We start from the raw sequence: 15,944 nt of genomic DNA, 5'->3' as shown, positions 1-15,944 counted from the left end.
CCCCTTTGTATATTCTATTTATATATATGCCTGCACTAATTTTTGTGTGACAAAAATAATGCCAAGGGTTTTACGCATAGCCAGTCATTGCTTGCAGGCAAATCCTAAATTATAACTATGATTAACTCTCGTAAAACATTACCTTAAAATATATACGACGTACTAAAGATTTTTGCAGGCGAGTGGTGTGTTGGCAAAAAAATAAGCACTTATAGTGAAACAAACTAATAAACTTTAATCAAATTAGCCTGCCGCCATAGCAGCAGCGCTGCGTGCTATTTTATTACTCCGGCATAATGCCATATATAAATAGTTACGGTTTCCGCAAACAACATAACATTTTGCTGGTGTTACTCATAGTATATAACAGATGCTCTCCCCCTTTTGGGATGAAATCAGCTATCTTAGAATAAAAGGGAGGTAATACTGTTATGAAGGCTTACAAAAAATATCCTTACTGGAAATGCGATGATGATTATGACAAATGCGGCTGCAACGAAGGCTATGACATGGACGACGACTGTCATGACATGGATATGTCCTGCTGTACTCCTAAAATGAAATGCCAGCCCACTAAAGAATGTGTCAAAACTTATAAATGTTACTATAAGCTTTATAAAATCTGCACCTATCGTTTATACAAAGTGTGCCCTTACTGCGGCCATGAGTTCGATTATCATGAACATCGCGGCTCTTGTCCGAAGTGTATGTAACAAAAGCAACAAAAAATCCGCGCTATTAGGCGCGGATTTTTTGTTGCTTTTGTAAAAAATACTACTTTTTTATAAACTCCTGCACAACATAGGCAGAACCGGAAGAGTCGTACCGAACACCAACACCAACTTCGGTATAGTTGGGACTCAAAATATTGGCCCGATGGCCGGAGCTATTCATAAAGGCTTTTTCAGCAGCCGCTACGCTACTATTGATAGCCAGATTTTCGCCGGCATAACGATAGCTAATACCTGCCTGCTTCATCCGGTCAAAAGGCGACTGCCCCTCCGGATTATAGTGGGAAAAGAACTTACGGTTAATCATATCCTGCGCATAGTTTTCCGCCAGGCGCACCAGACTGGAGTTAATCTTGAGAGCCGGCAAACCATTGGCTGCGCGGTCGGCATTTAACAATTGAAATGCTTTACTTTCATCGGCCGTAAGTCCGGAACTTGTTGTCGGCACCGAACTACCCGTATTGGAATTATTGGCAGGCGGATTATTCGTCGTTACATTTTTTGCCTTCGAGTCACTATGCCCGCCTTTTTTACCGGCAAGTACCGCCAGTAAGCCAAGAGCCACTAATCCGCCAATCGCCGCTTTATTGTCGCCGCTTTGCACAGTTTGGTCTTCTACTTCGGCTGCATAGACGGCCGGCGCCCACACGCCGCCGAAGGAGGTTGTCATCAGCGACATAACCACTAAACCCAATATTGTTTTCGTTATCGATTTTTTGATCTTCATTAACTTCACATAACCTACCTTTCAAAGTTTGAATTTTCGCTATAAAATTGTTATTAACCGGCATCATATTCAGTTTACAAACTGACAGGTCAGTCTGATGTTATGTAAATATTCGACTTGTTCGCATAAACTCCTGTCTCTCCAATCCTGCCAATTTATGTAGGAAACAAAAAGAGGACATTACGTCCCCTTTTATTAGGCCTATCGGCTCATAACATTCTTTGCTCAATATACAGAACGTCATCTGCCGCTAGTCCATAGATTGCATACACTTCTTTATTCAGTTGGTGAAAAAGCCTTCTCCCCTCCTCAGTACTTTCGTAGCCTCCTAATTCAGCCAGTTGCCGGGCAAGTGCCGTAACAGCCTGGGCTTTACGCCAGTCAATCATTAAGGGCAATTTTTCCACCATTTCAATATCCACCTGTGCCAAAGACCTTCCTTTTTCCAGTGTCACCGTCTGATAGTAAAAATTCATTAACCGTGAATTAAGAATTGCCACCAGGTATTCTAAACTAAATTCCGTTGTACAAACCGTCAAGGAATGAATATTGTTTAAATGGTAATATCCTGCCTGATCTACAGCAGCAACCAGGCGGTCTCCTGTTTGCCTCAATAAGATTTTGCGGCCTGCCATAACTTCCTTATCCCAGCCGCCTTTGTTAAGCTTGGCCGGATTAACATCCAGCCAGTCCCCCTGATAACTAAGCGTAAAAGGTAAAACCTGCGCCGAGGATGTCAGTCCCGCATGCCAGGTATCACTTTGCTTTGATTTACTTTTTATATCCGCCTGGACTGTCAGCGAACGCATGCCTGTCCTAATTTTGGCTATATCGCCAAATTGGCAGGAAGTTTGATCCAATTTATCTATAATTTCTTTATCTTTTTCGTTGAAAAACAAGCGAAACCGGCTGTACACCTGCCTGGAAAAGTAGTCCTGCGGATATTGGTAAACAGCGAGCAACCCCTCGGCCTTGTTTATTTTTTTTACAGCCACTACTCCGGCGGCGCTTGCTGAGACCCCGCTCTTTTTCTGTAATATGGCAATAGCGGGAATTCCCACCACGACACCGTGAAATACCGGATCACTCATCAGTGCCAGTTCACAAATACGACAGCTATCCAAAATAAAGGCGCGAACCTTGGAATAATACCGTCCCAATAAATAGCTGTCCGGCGTAATAAAGCCAAGGTATCCCCCCGGCTTTAGCGCTGAAATGCCGCGCTCAAAAAACAGTGCATAATAGCTCAGTTTGTATTGTGCCGATTGCGGATAATTCACCCGTAAGTAATCAGACTGAGCAGCGGGGACTTTGCCTACACGGTTTAGGCCAAAACTGACATAGGGCGGATTCCCAATAACACAATCATACTTTCTATTCCAAAACTCAGCTAACTTTATGCCGTTAGAATCATTGCGCCCGTCCGATTCTTCCGGAATTTTTTCCCATTTAATCAGACTGTCGCAAATTACCAGATTGGTGGCAACGGGTTCCTGCATCTCTCCCTTTTCCCACAAGCGCTCCCGGGCTATCGAGACAGCGCCGGCGTCCAGATCGGCTCCATATAGGCAGTGGCGCAGGATGTGGTAATGTAAATTTTCCCGGCACCAGTAGGCGCTGCCCTTAAGAGCATACTCTCCTAAATCGGTTTGCATCCTATAGTATTGGTCGGCATACCGTACCTGCAGTTCAGACAAATTTTCCGAAAACTTGTTTAGCAGCATATCATAGGCTGCTACCAAAAAGTTGCCTGAACCACATGCCGGATCCAGTATTCCAGGCGTGGGATTTGCCAGGATATCCAGTTTTTCCAGCGTATGCTCAAGTATGTATTCTACAATAGGCGCCGGCGTATAAAAAACGCCGGTAGCTTTACGTTTACTCCGGTCGGCCTGGTCTTTTCTTCCGCTGATGGCAAGTTGCGCCTCCTTTGACTTATCTTCGTATAATTAAATAATTCACCACCAGATTTCATCTAACCTTTCCCTCCAAAAAAAATACACCCGTCAGGGCGTATTTTTCGTATGGGGTAACCTCCGCTTGCATTTATTTAATTGGTGTTTTAGGCATTCCTAACCGGAATTTTCCCCTGGTTTCCAAACCGCCTACACCATCGACGCCGGTGACCGATGCAGTAATCGCATCACTTACTTCCACCGTCCGGTTAATGGGAGTAAATGCTACCTTTTCCGCAATAAATACCGGATCATAAGCATGAATGAAAATTCGATTAGGCGAACTGGCAAAATTGGCACCTGATGAAAGAATGGCCTCAAAATGCGATTGGCAGGCGCCGGCAAATATAACTAAATCATCGCGGGATGGCTCAAACTGGCGGGCTTTTTTTACTGCCGCCACAAAGTGTCTGGAATTCCGATAATTGTTAATGTCGCTTATATCCTTTTTACCATGGCCGACCAGCGCATCATGCCCTGTAAGTACGAGAATATCCGGACGGATTTCCTCTAATAATCCGATAATAATATCCGCTTGTTTGGACTCTTCCACCCACCGTCCTTCTGCCTGAATATTAAGCTGGCTATATGTTTTCAAACACATTTTAAGGTATTCCTCATCCCCGTCCAGGTGTAAGACCCGGCCGGGCAAATCAAAAAAAGTGTATTTTTTGGTCGTCTCAGACCGTCTTAGTTCGACCTGTTCCCGTTCGCGGCTGCGCCGCATCATAACCCGGCGCATGGTATCATTATGAATACTTTCCATGCGAACAATCTCTTTGCGTAAATGTTCCGCCTCAATCCGTTCAAGATCATCTATGGGTGAGTCGGCCATCAGCCGTAAATGCAGCCCTTTTAAAACGCAATGCGTTTGCTGGGTTTCATCAACCAATATTTTAGCAACTTTAAACACAATATCGCCGCCATGAGACTTCCTGACAACCAGATCGCCTACTTGAATGTCCACTTAAACCCCCCCCTTAGCTAGTGGCTGTAACTATTACATACTATGTAGCGTCTGGCTAAAGTGCCACAAAATAACCGGCCGTCACGAGTGTCAAATACCTGATCTTAACTATATACTATAGCGAGCCCTCATAAGGCCGCTTTATCAACATGGCATTCAACACGCATCCTTACTCCGAGGTGATGGACGTGATTTGCGTGGTCGTTCCGGCCAGGAATGAGGGGGGACGCATTAGCACCGTGCTGCAAAATCTGGGAACATTGCCGATTGATCACATCATCCTGGTAGCCAACGGTTCTAAAGACAGTACCATGCGCGAGGCTTTGCAACTGCGCCTCCCGAAACTCCAGATTATCTACTTTCACGAATGTTTAGGAATTGACACTCCACGTGCCATCGGCGCTAAAGTGGCATTGGCTTTAGGCAGCAATGTTGTCGCTTTTGTTGATGGTGACATGGTTGGTACCTTTAATGAAAATTTGATGGAACTGATTGACGGCGTATTGCTAAAACACCTGGACATGGCCTTAACCAATTGTTATCCCTCTCCGCCACGTCATATTGAACGCTATAATCCAACATTTCAGTGGCGGCTTACCCTTAATAAAGAATTGGGCCTTGACAAAAAAATCAATTTAGCCAGCCCGGCTCATGGTCCTCATGCCGTATCCCGCCGTCTCCTGGAAACAATTGATTTACGCGAGCTGGCTGTACCTCCGGTTACCCTGGCGCTTGCCCGCATGCACAAATTAAAAATTGATGTCGCTACCACCATTCCCCATTACCGTCTGGGATCCTCCGTAAAAAACCAAATCCATACCAACAAAATTATTGATACGATTGTCGGTGACTGCCTTGAGGCGATTGCCGCCTTTCATGGTCAAAGCCGCAATCGCCAATGGCAGAACAAAACGTACCTTGGTTATCACACAGACCGGCGCCTAGACCTGTTAGACACATTTTTAGACGAAAAGCCCTGCTCGAAATGAGCAGGGCTTTTATGTCCAGCTGGCGGAACATGATTAACAGGAGCTTGTCCGCTTTGCCCAGGCGTTGGCGACGGCGGCAAACTCCGTCAGCGATAACTGTTCTCCTCGCCGCCCGCCATCAATACCGGCCTCGCTTAGCATCCCGTCAACAGTTTCCTTGTTTAACCCTCCGCCTTTTAGCGCATTGGTCAGTGTTTTACGCCTCTGGGCAAAAGCCGCTTTTACCACGCGGAAAAACAGCTTTTCACTAACCACTTCTACAGGCGGCTTACTCCGCACCGTGCAACGGATTACGGCCGATTCTACCGCCGGCGGTGGAATAAATGCCTGCGGCGGCACAATAAACATAATTTCCGGTTCCGTGTAATACTGAACCGCTACCGATAGCGCCCCATAGTCTTTACCGCCGGGTTTAGCCACCATACGTTCAGCGACTTCTTTTTGCACCATAGTGACAAGTAATTCGACAGGAAAACGCTCCTCTAAAAATTTCATGATAATTGGTGTCGTGATATAGTAAGGCAAATTGGCAATTACCTTGTACTTTTCTTTGTTTATTTCCCGGGAAATGTCAATTTTTAAAATATCACCATGAATAATCCTAACATGTTCATAGCCTGCCAGCGTTTTACTGAGTACTGCCAGCAGCCGGCGGTCAAGCTCTACGGCAGTAACTTCGGCCCCGGCCTCAGCCAACCCCTGAGTTAACGTCCCAATCCCCGGCCCGATTTCCAACACCGGGTCTCCCTCGCTAACCTTGGCGGCGGCAACAATGCCGTCAACGACCGTACTATCAATCAGAAAATTTTGGCCTAATTTCTTACTCATATGCAGACCAAATGTTTTTAGGATATGTAACGTTACTTCTTTTTGCGCAATGCGCGGCTTTAGCGCCATAAATTAGTCCTCCACACGTTGTTTTATCCCAGCAGCATTGTCTAAATCATGCAGCGCCTTTGTAAACTCAGCGCGGGTAATCCCATAATGATTAAGCCTGTATAAAAAGCTTTTCGCATTGGCATACCCAATACCCAAATCTTTGCCGACACTTGCCCGGCGGGCAGTCGCATCCGGTACCCCCGTCAAGCTGCCTGCTATCATATCCTGCCAGCTAAATTCACTTGATGGCTGCCACTCATGCAGCCGCACCTTATTAAGCGCTTCCCTGATGGCTGCCGGTGAAGCTTGTTCAATGCCAATGTCATTATTGGCATTGGCCTGCTCTCTGGGTACAAAAGCATGTTTAGCCTCAGGAAAACGCTGAGCCAGGTACTTACGAATCCGTTCACCCGCACTATCGGGGTCTGTCAGAATAATAATTCCCCGCCGTTTATAAGCATCGTTAATGCGGCTTAGCGTACGCGGCAATAAATTAAACCCTTCCGTCGCAATACATTCCACATCTACCGCCCGTTTAACGGCGGCAATATCCTGTTTACCCTCAACGACAATAACTTCTTTAATCATTTCGCACTCCATTTTGTAACTTAAAGCAATATGAATATATTACCACAATTGACCTCTTTTTATCTATAGGAAATCCAATTAAAACAACAACAACAGCGAAAAACCGCCGGCGAGGCGGTTTCACTTTCCCTTTATAAATTCAGCAAACTCCAACAGCCGGTTCCGTCCAGAGTCAATTTCTTCTTATGATAGCCGGTAAGTGTCCCCCTGTGGCCGACGCTTATCGTTGCCGTATTCTTCAACTGGTCGCGCAAGAGGGTGTACAACATCCGTTCCGTGGGCTCGTCAAGCGCGGAAGTCGCTTCATCCATGAACAACCAATCCGGCTTATGAATCAAGGCCCGCACAAAAGCTACCCGTTGCTGTTCACCCAGCGACAATACATGTGACCAATCTTCTACGTTATCCAACTGTCCTTTCAGCCAGTCCAACCGGCAAAGCGTCATCGCCGCATAAATTTCTTCATCACGAACCGGCTGACGCGGGCCGGGATAAAGCAAAACTTCCCGCAGCGTGCCAAGCGGCAGGTAAGATTTTTGCGGCAGAAACAAGATCGTCTGTCCTGACGGTATGGTGATGTCCCCCTGAGCGTACGGCCATAGGCCGGATAAGGCCCGCAACAGCGTACTTTTACCACTTCCTGATGGCCCTGCCACCAGTAAGGAATCACCTGTTTCCAGTGAAAATGTAAGCTCCGACAACAGGTGTTTGCCGTCAGGCAAATGAATATTGAGACCCGCCACCGCCAAAGATGATGCCGCCGCCTTATGAATAGTAGCGCCAGTATCAGCCAGTGCACTGACCTGCTCCATATTGCAAACAAAACCATGTAACCGGTTGACCACCGATCTCCACTCTGCCAGCAAAGGGTAATTATCAACAAAGAAAGCTAGCGCGTCCTGTACCTTGCCAAAAGCCGCCAAAATCTGCAGCAGACCGCCAAGCTGAATTTCCTTGGCAAAATAACGGGGAGCCGTTACTAAAATAGGAAAAATAATAGCAATCTGCCCATATCCCGAGATAAACCAGGTTACTTGTTTCTGTCGTTTCATAATCTCCCAGAAATTAGCCAGCACAGTATTAAATCGCTTCATAAAAGATTGACCTTCCCGGGATTCACCGCCGTAAAAAGCAATACTTTCACTATTTTCCCTAAGCCGTACTAAGCTGAAGCGGAAATCAGCCTCATAGCGCTGTTGGTCAAAATTAAGCTTGCTTAACGGCTTGCCTATTTTATGAGTCAGCCAGTTGCCAATAATAGCATACAATAGAGCGACCCATACCATGTACCCGGAGATAGTTACCACGGTACCGCCTACAGGAACCGTTAAGATACCTGACATTTCCCATAGGATGGTAATAAAGCAAACTAAGGTAACAAGCGCTTTTAACGATCCCATCGCTAATCGCAAGGAGTAATTGGTAAACAGTCGTAAATCCTCACTAATACGCTGGTCAGGGTTATCCGTGTTATTGTCAAGAAGCTGTAACCGGTAATAGTTCCGGTTGGCAAGCCAACTATCCAAGTATCTCTTGGTCAACCATCGCCGCCATCTAATTTCCAGCATTTGCTGCAGATAGAGTTCATACACGGCCACAATGATATACATACCTGCCAGCAAACAAAACTCGCCCAATGCACTAACATATTCTTCTCTGTCAAAATTCTGCAGAGCATTATAAAACCGATTGGTCCACATATTGAGTAGTACCAAAATATAAACATGAGCTATATTTAACGTGACAATTACGGCGGTTAGCCCCCGGGCCTGCCACTTTTCTTCCGAGTGCCAGTATCCGCGGGCAAGCCGCCAACTGTCTTTGAGAAAACCAAGGTTAATGCCAGTCAAAAGTACCAATCCCTTCGCCACAAATCTGGAGAATACCCATAAGGATTTACACGCATAGGTCAGTGTCGCAAATTAGCGCCACGGAAAAGCGGACTAACCGCATGTTCCAAGAATATCCTTAATCAATAGTAAGGTAATTGTGCCTATTTCGCTGCGTTAGGTGGTTACTCCTGCTAACAGGTAGAAAAAATGGCAGAGCGCTAAGCTCTGCCATTTTCTTACTCATCCAAGATATAAACTTTTACTGTTCGTCGGCCAAAGCGCCAGGCATCACCGGAGCTTTCCATACACAAATCGATGCGGTTGCCAATAATCGCGCCACCGGTATCGGCGGCCAATCCCATCCCATACCCGGGAATATACAGACGGGTACCTAACGGGATCACATCCGGGTCAACAGCAACAATACCGTGCCTTGCGGCAATTCCGGTAGCCGTTAATCCTTGGGACGAACCGTCTGTGGGCAAGTAAGCGGAAGCCTCCATATGGCGCACATCGCGAAAACGCATAGTTCCCCGGGAAGTTTCCACTACATTCCTGGTACCCACCCGGATAATCTGGGGTTTAGCGCTTACCGCCACGATTTCCGACAAGACATCGGCGGAAACCTTAACACCGTCTTCAAATTTAACTCGTACTGTCGCTTTCTTAAGACCATTTTCTCCTGTCTGAACCGTTTCTTCCACGCCTTTTTCCAATGTGGAATCAGGCTGACGGATCACTTGGTACAAATCAGGAATTTCCTGTTCTTCAATCTTCTCACTCAATGTAATGGCCCTAATGGTCATGTTAGCATCCGGTTTCGTATCATCGCCTGGCACCAATTTCACCTTGTCGTGCGGTATTCCCACCAGATCGGCAATTTCGCGCACGGTAGCCTTAGCGGCGATTAAGTTGGTACTTTTCCCTTGATAAATAATTGTTACTGGGACGGCCCGCAAAACTTCGATGACGGTTCCTTCAACCACATTGGTTGTAGACAACCTGATTTCGTCTTCTGGGCTAAGTTCAATTCCGGCTTGATGCAGAATTTTATGCGGGTTTTGGTACAAGGTATTTACAGTATAGTTCTGACCATCTGCAATAATATGTACTTGCTTATGTGCCCAAACAAATCCGGTTGCCACCAGTGATGCCAGTAGCAGTGCCACAATCAGCACTACTTTTCTTTGTCCATACTTTGCTAGTATTGACCGTTCATCACTCATGAATACCCCCCTTTCTGTGAGCTTGGCAATTATACCATAAGATAGCTGATAAGTCAAAATAAGATCCAAATTTATCCAATTATTACTTTAATTATTACCATACTATGGAAATTATATACGTAAAATTAAAAATTCGGCCAACTTTTACTACTGTAAAATATTCGCCGAATTTCCAAATTATTCCTGCTAAGTTTATTTTATTTTTTTATTTTATCAGCCAATTCGTTTTAACTATAAAAAATCTCATGTTAAGAAATGGCAAAAAGCCGCTTGGTATTCGCTGTCGCAGCTTCAGCCAAAACAGCGAAATCCATCCCCCGGACACTGGCCACTTCTTCAGCCGTAAATTTGACATGGGCGGGTTCGTTACGCCGCCCCCGGTAGGGTTTAGGTGTCAAATACGGGCAGTCCGTCTCCACCAACAGGCGCTCAAGGGGCACATTGGCGGCCACTTCCTTAAGTTTGCCGTCTTTGGCGTATGTAATGGGACCGGCAAAAGAGATATAAAAGCCCAGCTTTAGGATCTCTTTCGCCATTTCCCAGCTTCCCGAATAACAATGTAAAACCCCGGTAAGCCCCCTGGCTTCTTTCTTGATAATAGTCAGCAAATCTCCGTGCGCATCCCGGTCATGGATAATAACAGGCTTATTGCACTGGCGCGCCACATCTAATTGGCGGATAAACACCTGCTGCTGAATCTCGCGCGGTGACAAGTCGTAATAATAGTCAAGCCCGATTTCACCAATTGCCACCACTTTCGGCTTAGTCGTCCAGCTAGCTAGTTTTTCATAGTCTTCTTCCCGGGTTCCTTCCGCATCATGCGGATGAACCCCGACAGCGGCATAAATAAACGCATGTTCTGCTGCCAGGGCAATGGAGCGGGCCGAAGATTCCATGCAGGCACCCGCGTTCACAATCCCCACCAATCCGGCTTCCCGCGCCCGTGTAATAACCGCAGCCCGGTCTGCGTCAAACCGGTTGTCATCAATATGAGCATGTGAGTCAAATAGCATGTTACTTCACCTTGCTGCCAGGCGGCATATCGGCCGTTACGAGCCGCAGCTTATCATCGCAGGAAGCGGCCAACACCATGCCGCGAGATTCGATACCCCGGATTTTAGCAGGTTTCAGGTTAACCACCATCACAACGTTTTGACCTATGAGTTGCTCAGGCTCATAATGTTTGGCAATACCTGAGATTATGGTACGCTGCTCTGTTCCGAGATCAACTGTTAACAGCAGTAATTTATCCGCTTTCTTAACCTTTTCCGCAGCCAGTACTTTGACTACCCGCAAATCAATTTTGGCAAATTCGTCAATTGTAATTTCCGGCAGGCTGGACGTAGCTGCAGCTTCAGGTGGCTGCGCCGGCGCAGCCGTCGTTTGCGCCGCCGGAACGGCCGCCGGTTTCTCTTCAATTCTTGGGAAGATAGGCTCCGGTTTCGCCACCACAGTGCCCACCGGCAAACGTCCCCATGCCTGAGCATCATGTAATGATACGCCGGCAAAGTCAGCCTTTAGACCAAGCTGCCGCCAAATTTTAGGCGATGTCTGCGGCATAAACGGCGATATCAGGATAGCCACAATCCGCAGCACTTCCGCTAAATTGTACAAAACCGTATGTAAGCGTCCTTTCTTGGCAGGATCCTTGGCCAAAGCCCACGGTCCGGTTTCGTCAATATATTTGTTCGTACGCCCGACAAGCGCCCATAATTCTTTAAGGGCAATATTAATATCCTGATGTTCCATATCTTGTTCATACCTGGCGGCCGTAGTACGCGCCAACTCAATTAGCTCCTGGTCGATAGCGGATGGCTCACCCGGTGCCTCAACAACCCCGTCGTTAAAGCGTCCAATCATGCTCAGGCTGCGATGCAGGAGATTGCCCAGGTCATTGGCAAGATCGGCATTAATCCGGTTGATCAGGGCTTCCCGTGAAAAATTGCCGTCAAGGCCCAGGGTAATTTCCCGCAAAAGATAATAGCGGATGGCATCTGCACCGAATTCATCAATCAGGGCAATGGGATCAATGACATTTCCCTTTGATTTGGACATTTTATCGCCTTCGACTACCAGCCAGCCATGACCATACACCTTTTTCGGCAATTCTACACCCAGAGCCATTAATATAACCGGCCAAATAATGCTGTGAAAACGTACGATTTCCTTGCCCACCAGATGGATATCGGCAGGCCAGTATTTGGCAAACTTCTCCCGGTCATTTAAATAACCGGCGGCGGTGATATAGTTGGTTAACGCATCAAACCATACATAAACCACATGCTTGGTATCAAAAGGAACCGGAATACCCCAGTCAAAAGTCGTCCGGGACACACACAGATCCTCCAGTCCGCCTTTAATAAAGTTTATCATTTCGTTGCGGCGGGAAGTTGGCTGAATAAAATCCGGATTTTCCTCAATGAATTGCAACAAACGATCCTGATATTTGGACATCCGGAAAAAATAACTTTCCTCTTTAAGAATTTCGACCGGCCGGCCGCAATCAGGACATTTGCCGTCAACCAACTGGCGTTCCAGCCAGAAAGTTTCGCAAGGCGTACAATACCAGCCCTCATATTCCGCTTTATAAATATCTCCCTGATCGTAAATTTTTTGAAATACCGCCTGCACCAGTTCTTGATGCCGGCGCTCGGTAGTGCGGATGAAATCGTCGTTGGATATATCGAGTTTTTCCCATAAATTTTTAAATGAGGCTACAATATTATCTACGTAAGCCTGAGGCGTCGTATGATTTTCCTCGGCCTTACGCTGAATCTTCTGTCCATGTTCATCGGAGCCAGTCAGAAAAAGTACGTCAAAACCGGCCAGACGCTTGTAGCGGGCAATACTATCAGCGATAGTAGTACAGTACGCATGTCCGATATGCAACCGGTCACTCGGATAATAAATCGGCGTGGTAATGTAAAAGGGTTTTTTCGACATAATGTCCTCCTTTAGTGATCACACATCATATATTTTCCCAATTATAGATATCAGGAATTTTGTTGTCAATAGTTGTATTTTTCGACAGAAAGTAGTAGTATATGACAATGAATAGAAATTATATTCATCGCAACTGACATTTTATTAAAAAAAATTTATTTTTGTAAAAAAATGGGTTGACATGGCTTGTAATATTTGGTATTATTTAGTTGAGCGAGTTTTGTCGAATATTGTTATTCGGTGTTTTTTGAAAAATTAATGAGTATAGCATGAAGGGAGAAAAAAAAATGAAATCAACTGGCATTGTACGTAAAGTGGACGAACTAGGTAGGGTAGTTATTCCTATTGAATTACGCCGTACTCTTGATATCGAAGAAAAGGATGCTCTCGAGATTTATGTCGACAGCGACCGCATTATTCTCCGCAAATACGAACCAGCCTGTGTATTTTGCGGCAATGCAGCCGATGTAACTGATTTCAAAGGCAAAAAAGTATGTAAAGACTGCCTGGAATCTATGGGCCAACGAGCTGTCTAATCTTCTGTAAACAGGGAACTCTCAAGAACAGTTTGGTAAACCTGTCGTTTTGGTAAGCCCTTTTGTGACGCCACCTCACGGATGGCGTCCTTTTTATTGCTTCCCTGCTCGATTAACCGTTTAACAGCTTGGGCAATATCAAGCACCGGTAACACGTTATTAACCGTTTCCTGTTCAGGTCCCGCCGGCTTGCCAGCCACGACAATGGTAAATTCCCCCCGTGGCTGGGTGTGACTAAAATGTTCTTGCAGGCTATGCAGTGTGCCGCGTACAAACTCTTCAAATTTTTTGGTAATTTCCCGCGCTGCCACCGCTTGTCGCTCGCCCATTGCTGTGATCATTTCAGCCAGCGTAGTTTTCAACCGGTGCGGCGCTTCATAAAAAATAAGGGTCTGCGGGTACCCGGCCAATTTGCCGAGCAATTCCCGCCGGTGTTTATTCGTTTTCGGCAAGAAACCGACAAAAGTAAACACCGTTGTATCCAAACCGGATGCAATTAGTGCGGTCAGAGCAGCGTTAGGACCAGGCAGCGGCACGATCGGTATGTCGTGTTCGATCGCCAAACGGACCAAATCCATGCCGGGATCCGAGATGCCAGGCATGCCGGCGTCACTCACCAGAGCAATATTTTCACTGCGTAACAAGCGTTCAATAATCTCCGGTCCCTTCTCGGCTTTATTATGCTCATGATAGCTAATCAGGGTCGCGCGAATAGAAAAATAATTCAGTAGTTTCAGGGTGTGTCTGGTATCTTCGGCCGCGATCGCGTCTGCTTCTTGTAATACCCGGACTGTCCGGAAAGTCATGTCTTCCAGATTACCCAACGGAGTTGGGCATAAATAGAGGGTGCCTGGTTGAGTCACTCAAGTTCACCTGTCCTGCCATAAAGTAGACTTAGCTTCAGGTGGGGTTTTAACCCCATCTGAAGGTTAGTCGCCCTTATCCAGGGACTTAGCCGCTCGCCTGTGCCCTTTAGGGTATAACTCCCACTTGTAAAAGCTGGGAGTCTTAGAGCGGGTTAGTCTCAGGATAAAGCTTCAAAATATCATTGGTGTAATTCCCTGTATCCGTATACACAATTAACGGCGGCAGCACATCAATGCCCGGCTTGGCACCCCGGACCCCCTCGATCAGCACCATATTGGGCTTCCTATCTGCCCGTGGATAAACAAACTGCAGGCGTTTGGGCTCAATACCCGCCTGGCACATAGCCAGCATAATTTCAGCTAACCGTTCCGGCAGGTGAACCATCGCGAACCGGCCGCGGTATTTAATAAGGTAGCGCGCCGCCGCCACTATGTCTGTCAGGTTGGCCGTCAGTTCATGCCGCGCCATCGCTATCCGGTCATTGGGACTTATATAGCCTCCCCCGACCGGCCTATATGGCGGATTAGACACCACCAATTCAAAGCTGCCGCCAGGGAGCAAGTCGCGGATATCCCGCAGGTCACCATTTACAATCCGCAGTTTATCCGTCAGCCCGTTTAAGAGGACGCTGCGACTCGCCATATCGGCCATAACCGGATTGATCTCAACACCGGTAACCAGCGAGGCTCCCCGCGCCAGTAATAAAAATCCAATAACACCCGTGCCTGCCCCAAGGTCGGCGACGACTCCGTTAGGACGCACACTGGCAAAGTGGGCCAGCAGCACGGCATCCAGCGAAAAGCAGAACTCTTCCGGGTGTTGGATAAGTTTTAAATTATGAATAAGAAGATCATCCACCCGCTCACCGGGCTTCACTAAATCGGGAGGTATCATTATTCCTTTTCCACTACCTCATCCCAGGGAATAATCAACGTTTTGCCTTCCGGCAGACTAATTGTCGCCGTCCGCTTTTGCTGGTTAATGGATATGACTTTACCTTCCCCGTCAATGGTAACGACCTCTTTACCTACTGTCGGCGGCACAACCTTTTTCGCACAACAGCCGCTGTAACAATCATTTTCATATTTTAAACAACACATCAACCGGCCGCAAATACCGGAGATCTTAGTTGGATTTAGTGATAAATTCTGGTCTTTAGCCATCCGGATCGATACCGGTTCAAAATCTCCCAAAAAGGTGGCACAGCAAAGCGACCGGCCACAACAGCCAATTCCATTCATAAGCTTGGCCTCGTCGCGTACACCGATTTGCCTAAGTTCAATCCGGGTACGAAACACACTGGCAAGATCCTTGACTAGTTCGCGAAAATCGATTCTTCCTTCGGCTGTAAAATAAAAGATGATTTTATTTACATCAAAGGTATACTCCACATCTACAAGGTTCATAGGCAATGCATGGACACCAATTTTTTGCTCGCAGATAGCAAAGGCTTCTTTTTCTTTTTTCCGATTGTCTTTAACCTTTTCCTCATCTGCAGGAGTTGCCTTCCGTAAAACAGGCTTAAGCGGAGCAACAATCTGGTTATCTTCCACCTGACGCGGTCCGATGACAACATCACCGAACTCCAGTCCCCTGGCCGTTTCAACAATGACATGGTCACCCTCGTTAATTGCAAGCGAATCCGGATCAAAATAATATATCTTACCGGCTTTTTTAAAGCGGATACCCACTACTGTCAGCATG

Annotated in this window: 15 protein-coding genes; 3 read left to right on the top strand and 12 right to left on the bottom strand. The window is 46.6% G+C overall.

The window, feature by feature from the left end:
- Positions 1-431: 431 nt before the first annotated feature.
- Positions 432-713, top strand: coding sequence for a hypothetical protein (locus BLR65_RS21225; protein ID WP_093796182.1), 282 nt, complete (start codon positions 432-434; stop codon positions 711-713).
- A gap of 61 nt (positions 714-774) precedes the next feature.
- Here BLR65_RS21225 and BLR65_RS21220 read toward each other — a convergent pair whose 3' ends face one another.
- The 3 genes from BLR65_RS21220 to yabG all read right to left on the bottom strand — a co-directional run bounded on the left by BLR65_RS21220 (position 775) and on the right by yabG (position 4,380).
- Positions 775-1,458, bottom strand: a complete 684-nt coding sequence (locus BLR65_RS21220; RefSeq protein ID WP_093796196.1) for a CAP domain-containing protein — start codon at positions 1,456-1,458, stop codon at positions 775-777.
- Between the two features lie 209 nt (positions 1,459-1,667).
- A complete protein-coding gene (locus BLR65_RS21215; RefSeq protein WP_281241565.1) occupies positions 1,668-3,371 on the bottom strand; it encodes an N-6 DNA methylase family protein in 1,704 nt (567 codons plus the stop codon).
- A gap of 133 nt (positions 3,372-3,504) precedes the next feature.
- Complete coding sequence (gene yabG, locus BLR65_RS21210; RefSeq protein ID WP_093796180.1) at positions 3,505-4,380, bottom strand: sporulation peptidase YabG; 876 nt, start codon at positions 4,378-4,380, stop codon at positions 3,505-3,507.
- 149 nt (positions 4,381-4,529) lie between these two features.
- Between yabG and BLR65_RS21205 the strand changes: the two genes are divergently transcribed.
- Positions 4,530-5,369, top strand: a complete 840-nt coding sequence (locus BLR65_RS21205) for a glycosyltransferase family 2 protein (RefSeq protein WP_245692966.1) — start codon at positions 4,530-4,532, stop codon at positions 5,367-5,369.
- A 33-nt stretch (positions 5,370-5,402) separates the two neighbouring features.
- On the opposite strand, the gene rsmA is transcribed toward BLR65_RS21205, so the two are convergent.
- The 6 genes from rsmA to metG form a co-directional block, all read right to left on the bottom strand.
- On the bottom strand, positions 5,403-6,266 hold the full coding sequence (gene rsmA / locus BLR65_RS21200; protein ID WP_093796178.1) for a 16S rRNA (adenine(1518)-N(6)/adenine(1519)-N(6))-dimethyltransferase RsmA: 864 nt from the start codon (positions 6,264-6,266) through the stop codon (positions 5,403-5,405).
- A gap of 3 nt (positions 6,267-6,269) precedes the next feature.
- A complete protein-coding gene (gene rnmV, locus BLR65_RS21195) occupies positions 6,270-6,836 on the bottom strand; it encodes a ribonuclease M5 (RefSeq protein ID WP_169717057.1) in 567 nt (188 codons plus the stop codon).
- Positions 6,837-6,967: 131 nt separating this feature from the next.
- Positions 6,968-8,677 carry an ABC transporter ATP-binding protein/permease gene (locus BLR65_RS21190; protein WP_169717058.1) on the bottom strand — a complete coding sequence of 570 codons (1,710 nt, stop codon included), beginning with the start codon at positions 8,675-8,677 and terminating at the stop codon, positions 6,968-6,970.
- Between the two features lie 227 nt (positions 8,678-8,904).
- Positions 8,905-9,894 (bottom strand): resuscitation-promoting factor, encoded by a 990-nt coding sequence (locus tag BLR65_RS21185; RefSeq protein WP_093796175.1) that lies wholly within the window; start codon positions 9,892-9,894, stop codon positions 8,905-8,907.
- 248 nt (positions 9,895-10,142) lie between these two features.
- Positions 10,143-10,907 carry a TatD family hydrolase gene (locus BLR65_RS21180; protein WP_093796174.1) on the bottom strand — a complete coding sequence of 255 codons (765 nt, stop codon included), beginning with the start codon at positions 10,905-10,907 and terminating at the stop codon, positions 10,143-10,145.
- Between the two features lies 1 nt (position 10,908).
- Positions 10,909-12,837: a methionine--tRNA ligase gene (gene metG / locus BLR65_RS21175; RefSeq protein ID WP_093796173.1), complete on the bottom strand. Its 1,929-nt coding sequence runs from the start codon at positions 12,835-12,837 to the stop codon at positions 10,909-10,911.
- Positions 12,838-13,124: 287 nt separating this feature from the next.
- Here metG and BLR65_RS21170 point away from each other — a divergent pair, with 287 nt between their 5' ends.
- A complete protein-coding gene (locus BLR65_RS21170) occupies positions 13,125-13,373 on the top strand; it encodes an AbrB/MazE/SpoVT family DNA-binding domain-containing protein (RefSeq protein WP_093796172.1) in 249 nt (82 codons plus the stop codon).
- On the opposite strand, the gene rsmI is transcribed toward BLR65_RS21170, so the two are convergent.
- The 3 genes from rsmI to BLR65_RS21155 form a co-directional block, all read right to left on the bottom strand.
- The gene (gene rsmI, locus BLR65_RS21165; protein WP_093796195.1) at positions 13,370-14,179 is read right to left on the bottom strand and encodes a 16S rRNA (cytidine(1402)-2'-O)-methyltransferase; all 810 of its coding nucleotides are present in this window, start codon (positions 14,177-14,179) and stop codon (positions 13,370-13,372) included. The genes BLR65_RS21170 and rsmI overlap by 4 nt on opposite strands.
- Before the next feature lie 202 nt (positions 14,180-14,381).
- Positions 14,382-15,134 carry a tRNA1(Val) (adenine(37)-N6)-methyltransferase gene (locus BLR65_RS21160; protein WP_093796171.1) on the bottom strand — a complete coding sequence of 251 codons (753 nt, stop codon included), beginning with the start codon at positions 15,132-15,134 and terminating at the stop codon, positions 14,382-14,384.
- Complete coding sequence (locus BLR65_RS21155; protein WP_093796170.1) at positions 15,134-15,943, bottom strand: PSP1 domain-containing protein; 810 nt, start codon at positions 15,941-15,943, stop codon at positions 15,134-15,136. Before BLR65_RS21155 ends, BLR65_RS21160 begins: the two co-directional genes overlap by 1 nt.
- Position 15,944: the final 1 nt, after the last annotated feature.

Source organism: Sporomusa acidovorans (assembly GCF_900101845.1).
GTDB classification, from domain to species: Bacteria; Bacillota; Negativicutes; order Sporomusales; family Sporomusaceae; genus Sporomusa; species Sporomusa acidovorans.
Note: the sequence above shows the minus strand (reverse complement) of the source record. Positions and strands in the feature narration are given on the sequence as shown.

Excerpts from the sequence above, each read along its gene's own strand:
- BLR65_RS21225 (WP_093796182.1), top strand. The coding sequence starts at position 432 with ATGAAGGCTTACAAAAAATATCCTTACTGGAAATGCGATGATGATTAT.
- BLR65_RS21220 (WP_093796196.1), bottom strand. The coding sequence starts at position 1,458 with ATGAAGATCAAAAAATCGATAACGAAAACAATATTGGGTTTAGTGGTT.
- BLR65_RS21205 (WP_245692966.1), top strand. The coding sequence starts at position 4,530 with ATGGCATTCAACACGCATCCTTACTCCGAGGTGATGGACGTGATTTGC.
- rsmI (WP_093796195.1), bottom strand. The coding sequence starts at position 14,179 with ATGACTTTCCGGACAGTCCGGGTATTACAAGAAGCAGACGCGATCGCG.
- BLR65_RS21155 (WP_093796170.1), bottom strand. The coding sequence starts at position 15,943 with ATGCTGACAGTAGTGGGTATCCGCTTTAAAAAAGCCGGTAAGATATAT.
- BLR65_RS21170 (WP_093796172.1), top strand. The coding sequence starts at position 13,125 with ATGAAATCAACTGGCATTGTACGTAAAGTGGACGAACTAGGTAGGGTA.
- rnmV (WP_169717057.1), bottom strand. The coding sequence starts at position 6,836 with ATGATTAAAGAAGTTATTGTCGTTGAGGGTAAACAGGATATTGCCGCC.
- metG (WP_093796173.1), bottom strand. The coding sequence starts at position 12,837 with ATGTCGAAAAAACCCTTTTACATTACCACGCCGATTTATTATCCGAGT.
- BLR65_RS21160 (WP_093796171.1), bottom strand. The coding sequence starts at position 15,134 with ATGATACCTCCCGATTTAGTGAAGCCCGGTGAGCGGGTGGATGATCTT.
- BLR65_RS21185 (WP_093796175.1), bottom strand. The coding sequence starts at position 9,894 with ATGAGTGATGAACGGTCAATACTAGCAAAGTATGGACAAAGAAAAGTA.
- BLR65_RS21180 (WP_093796174.1), bottom strand. The coding sequence starts at position 10,907 with ATGCTATTTGACTCACATGCTCATATTGATGACAACCGGTTTGACGCA.
- rsmA (WP_093796178.1), bottom strand. The coding sequence starts at position 6,266 with ATGGCGCTAAAGCCGCGCATTGCGCAAAAAGAAGTAACGTTACATATC.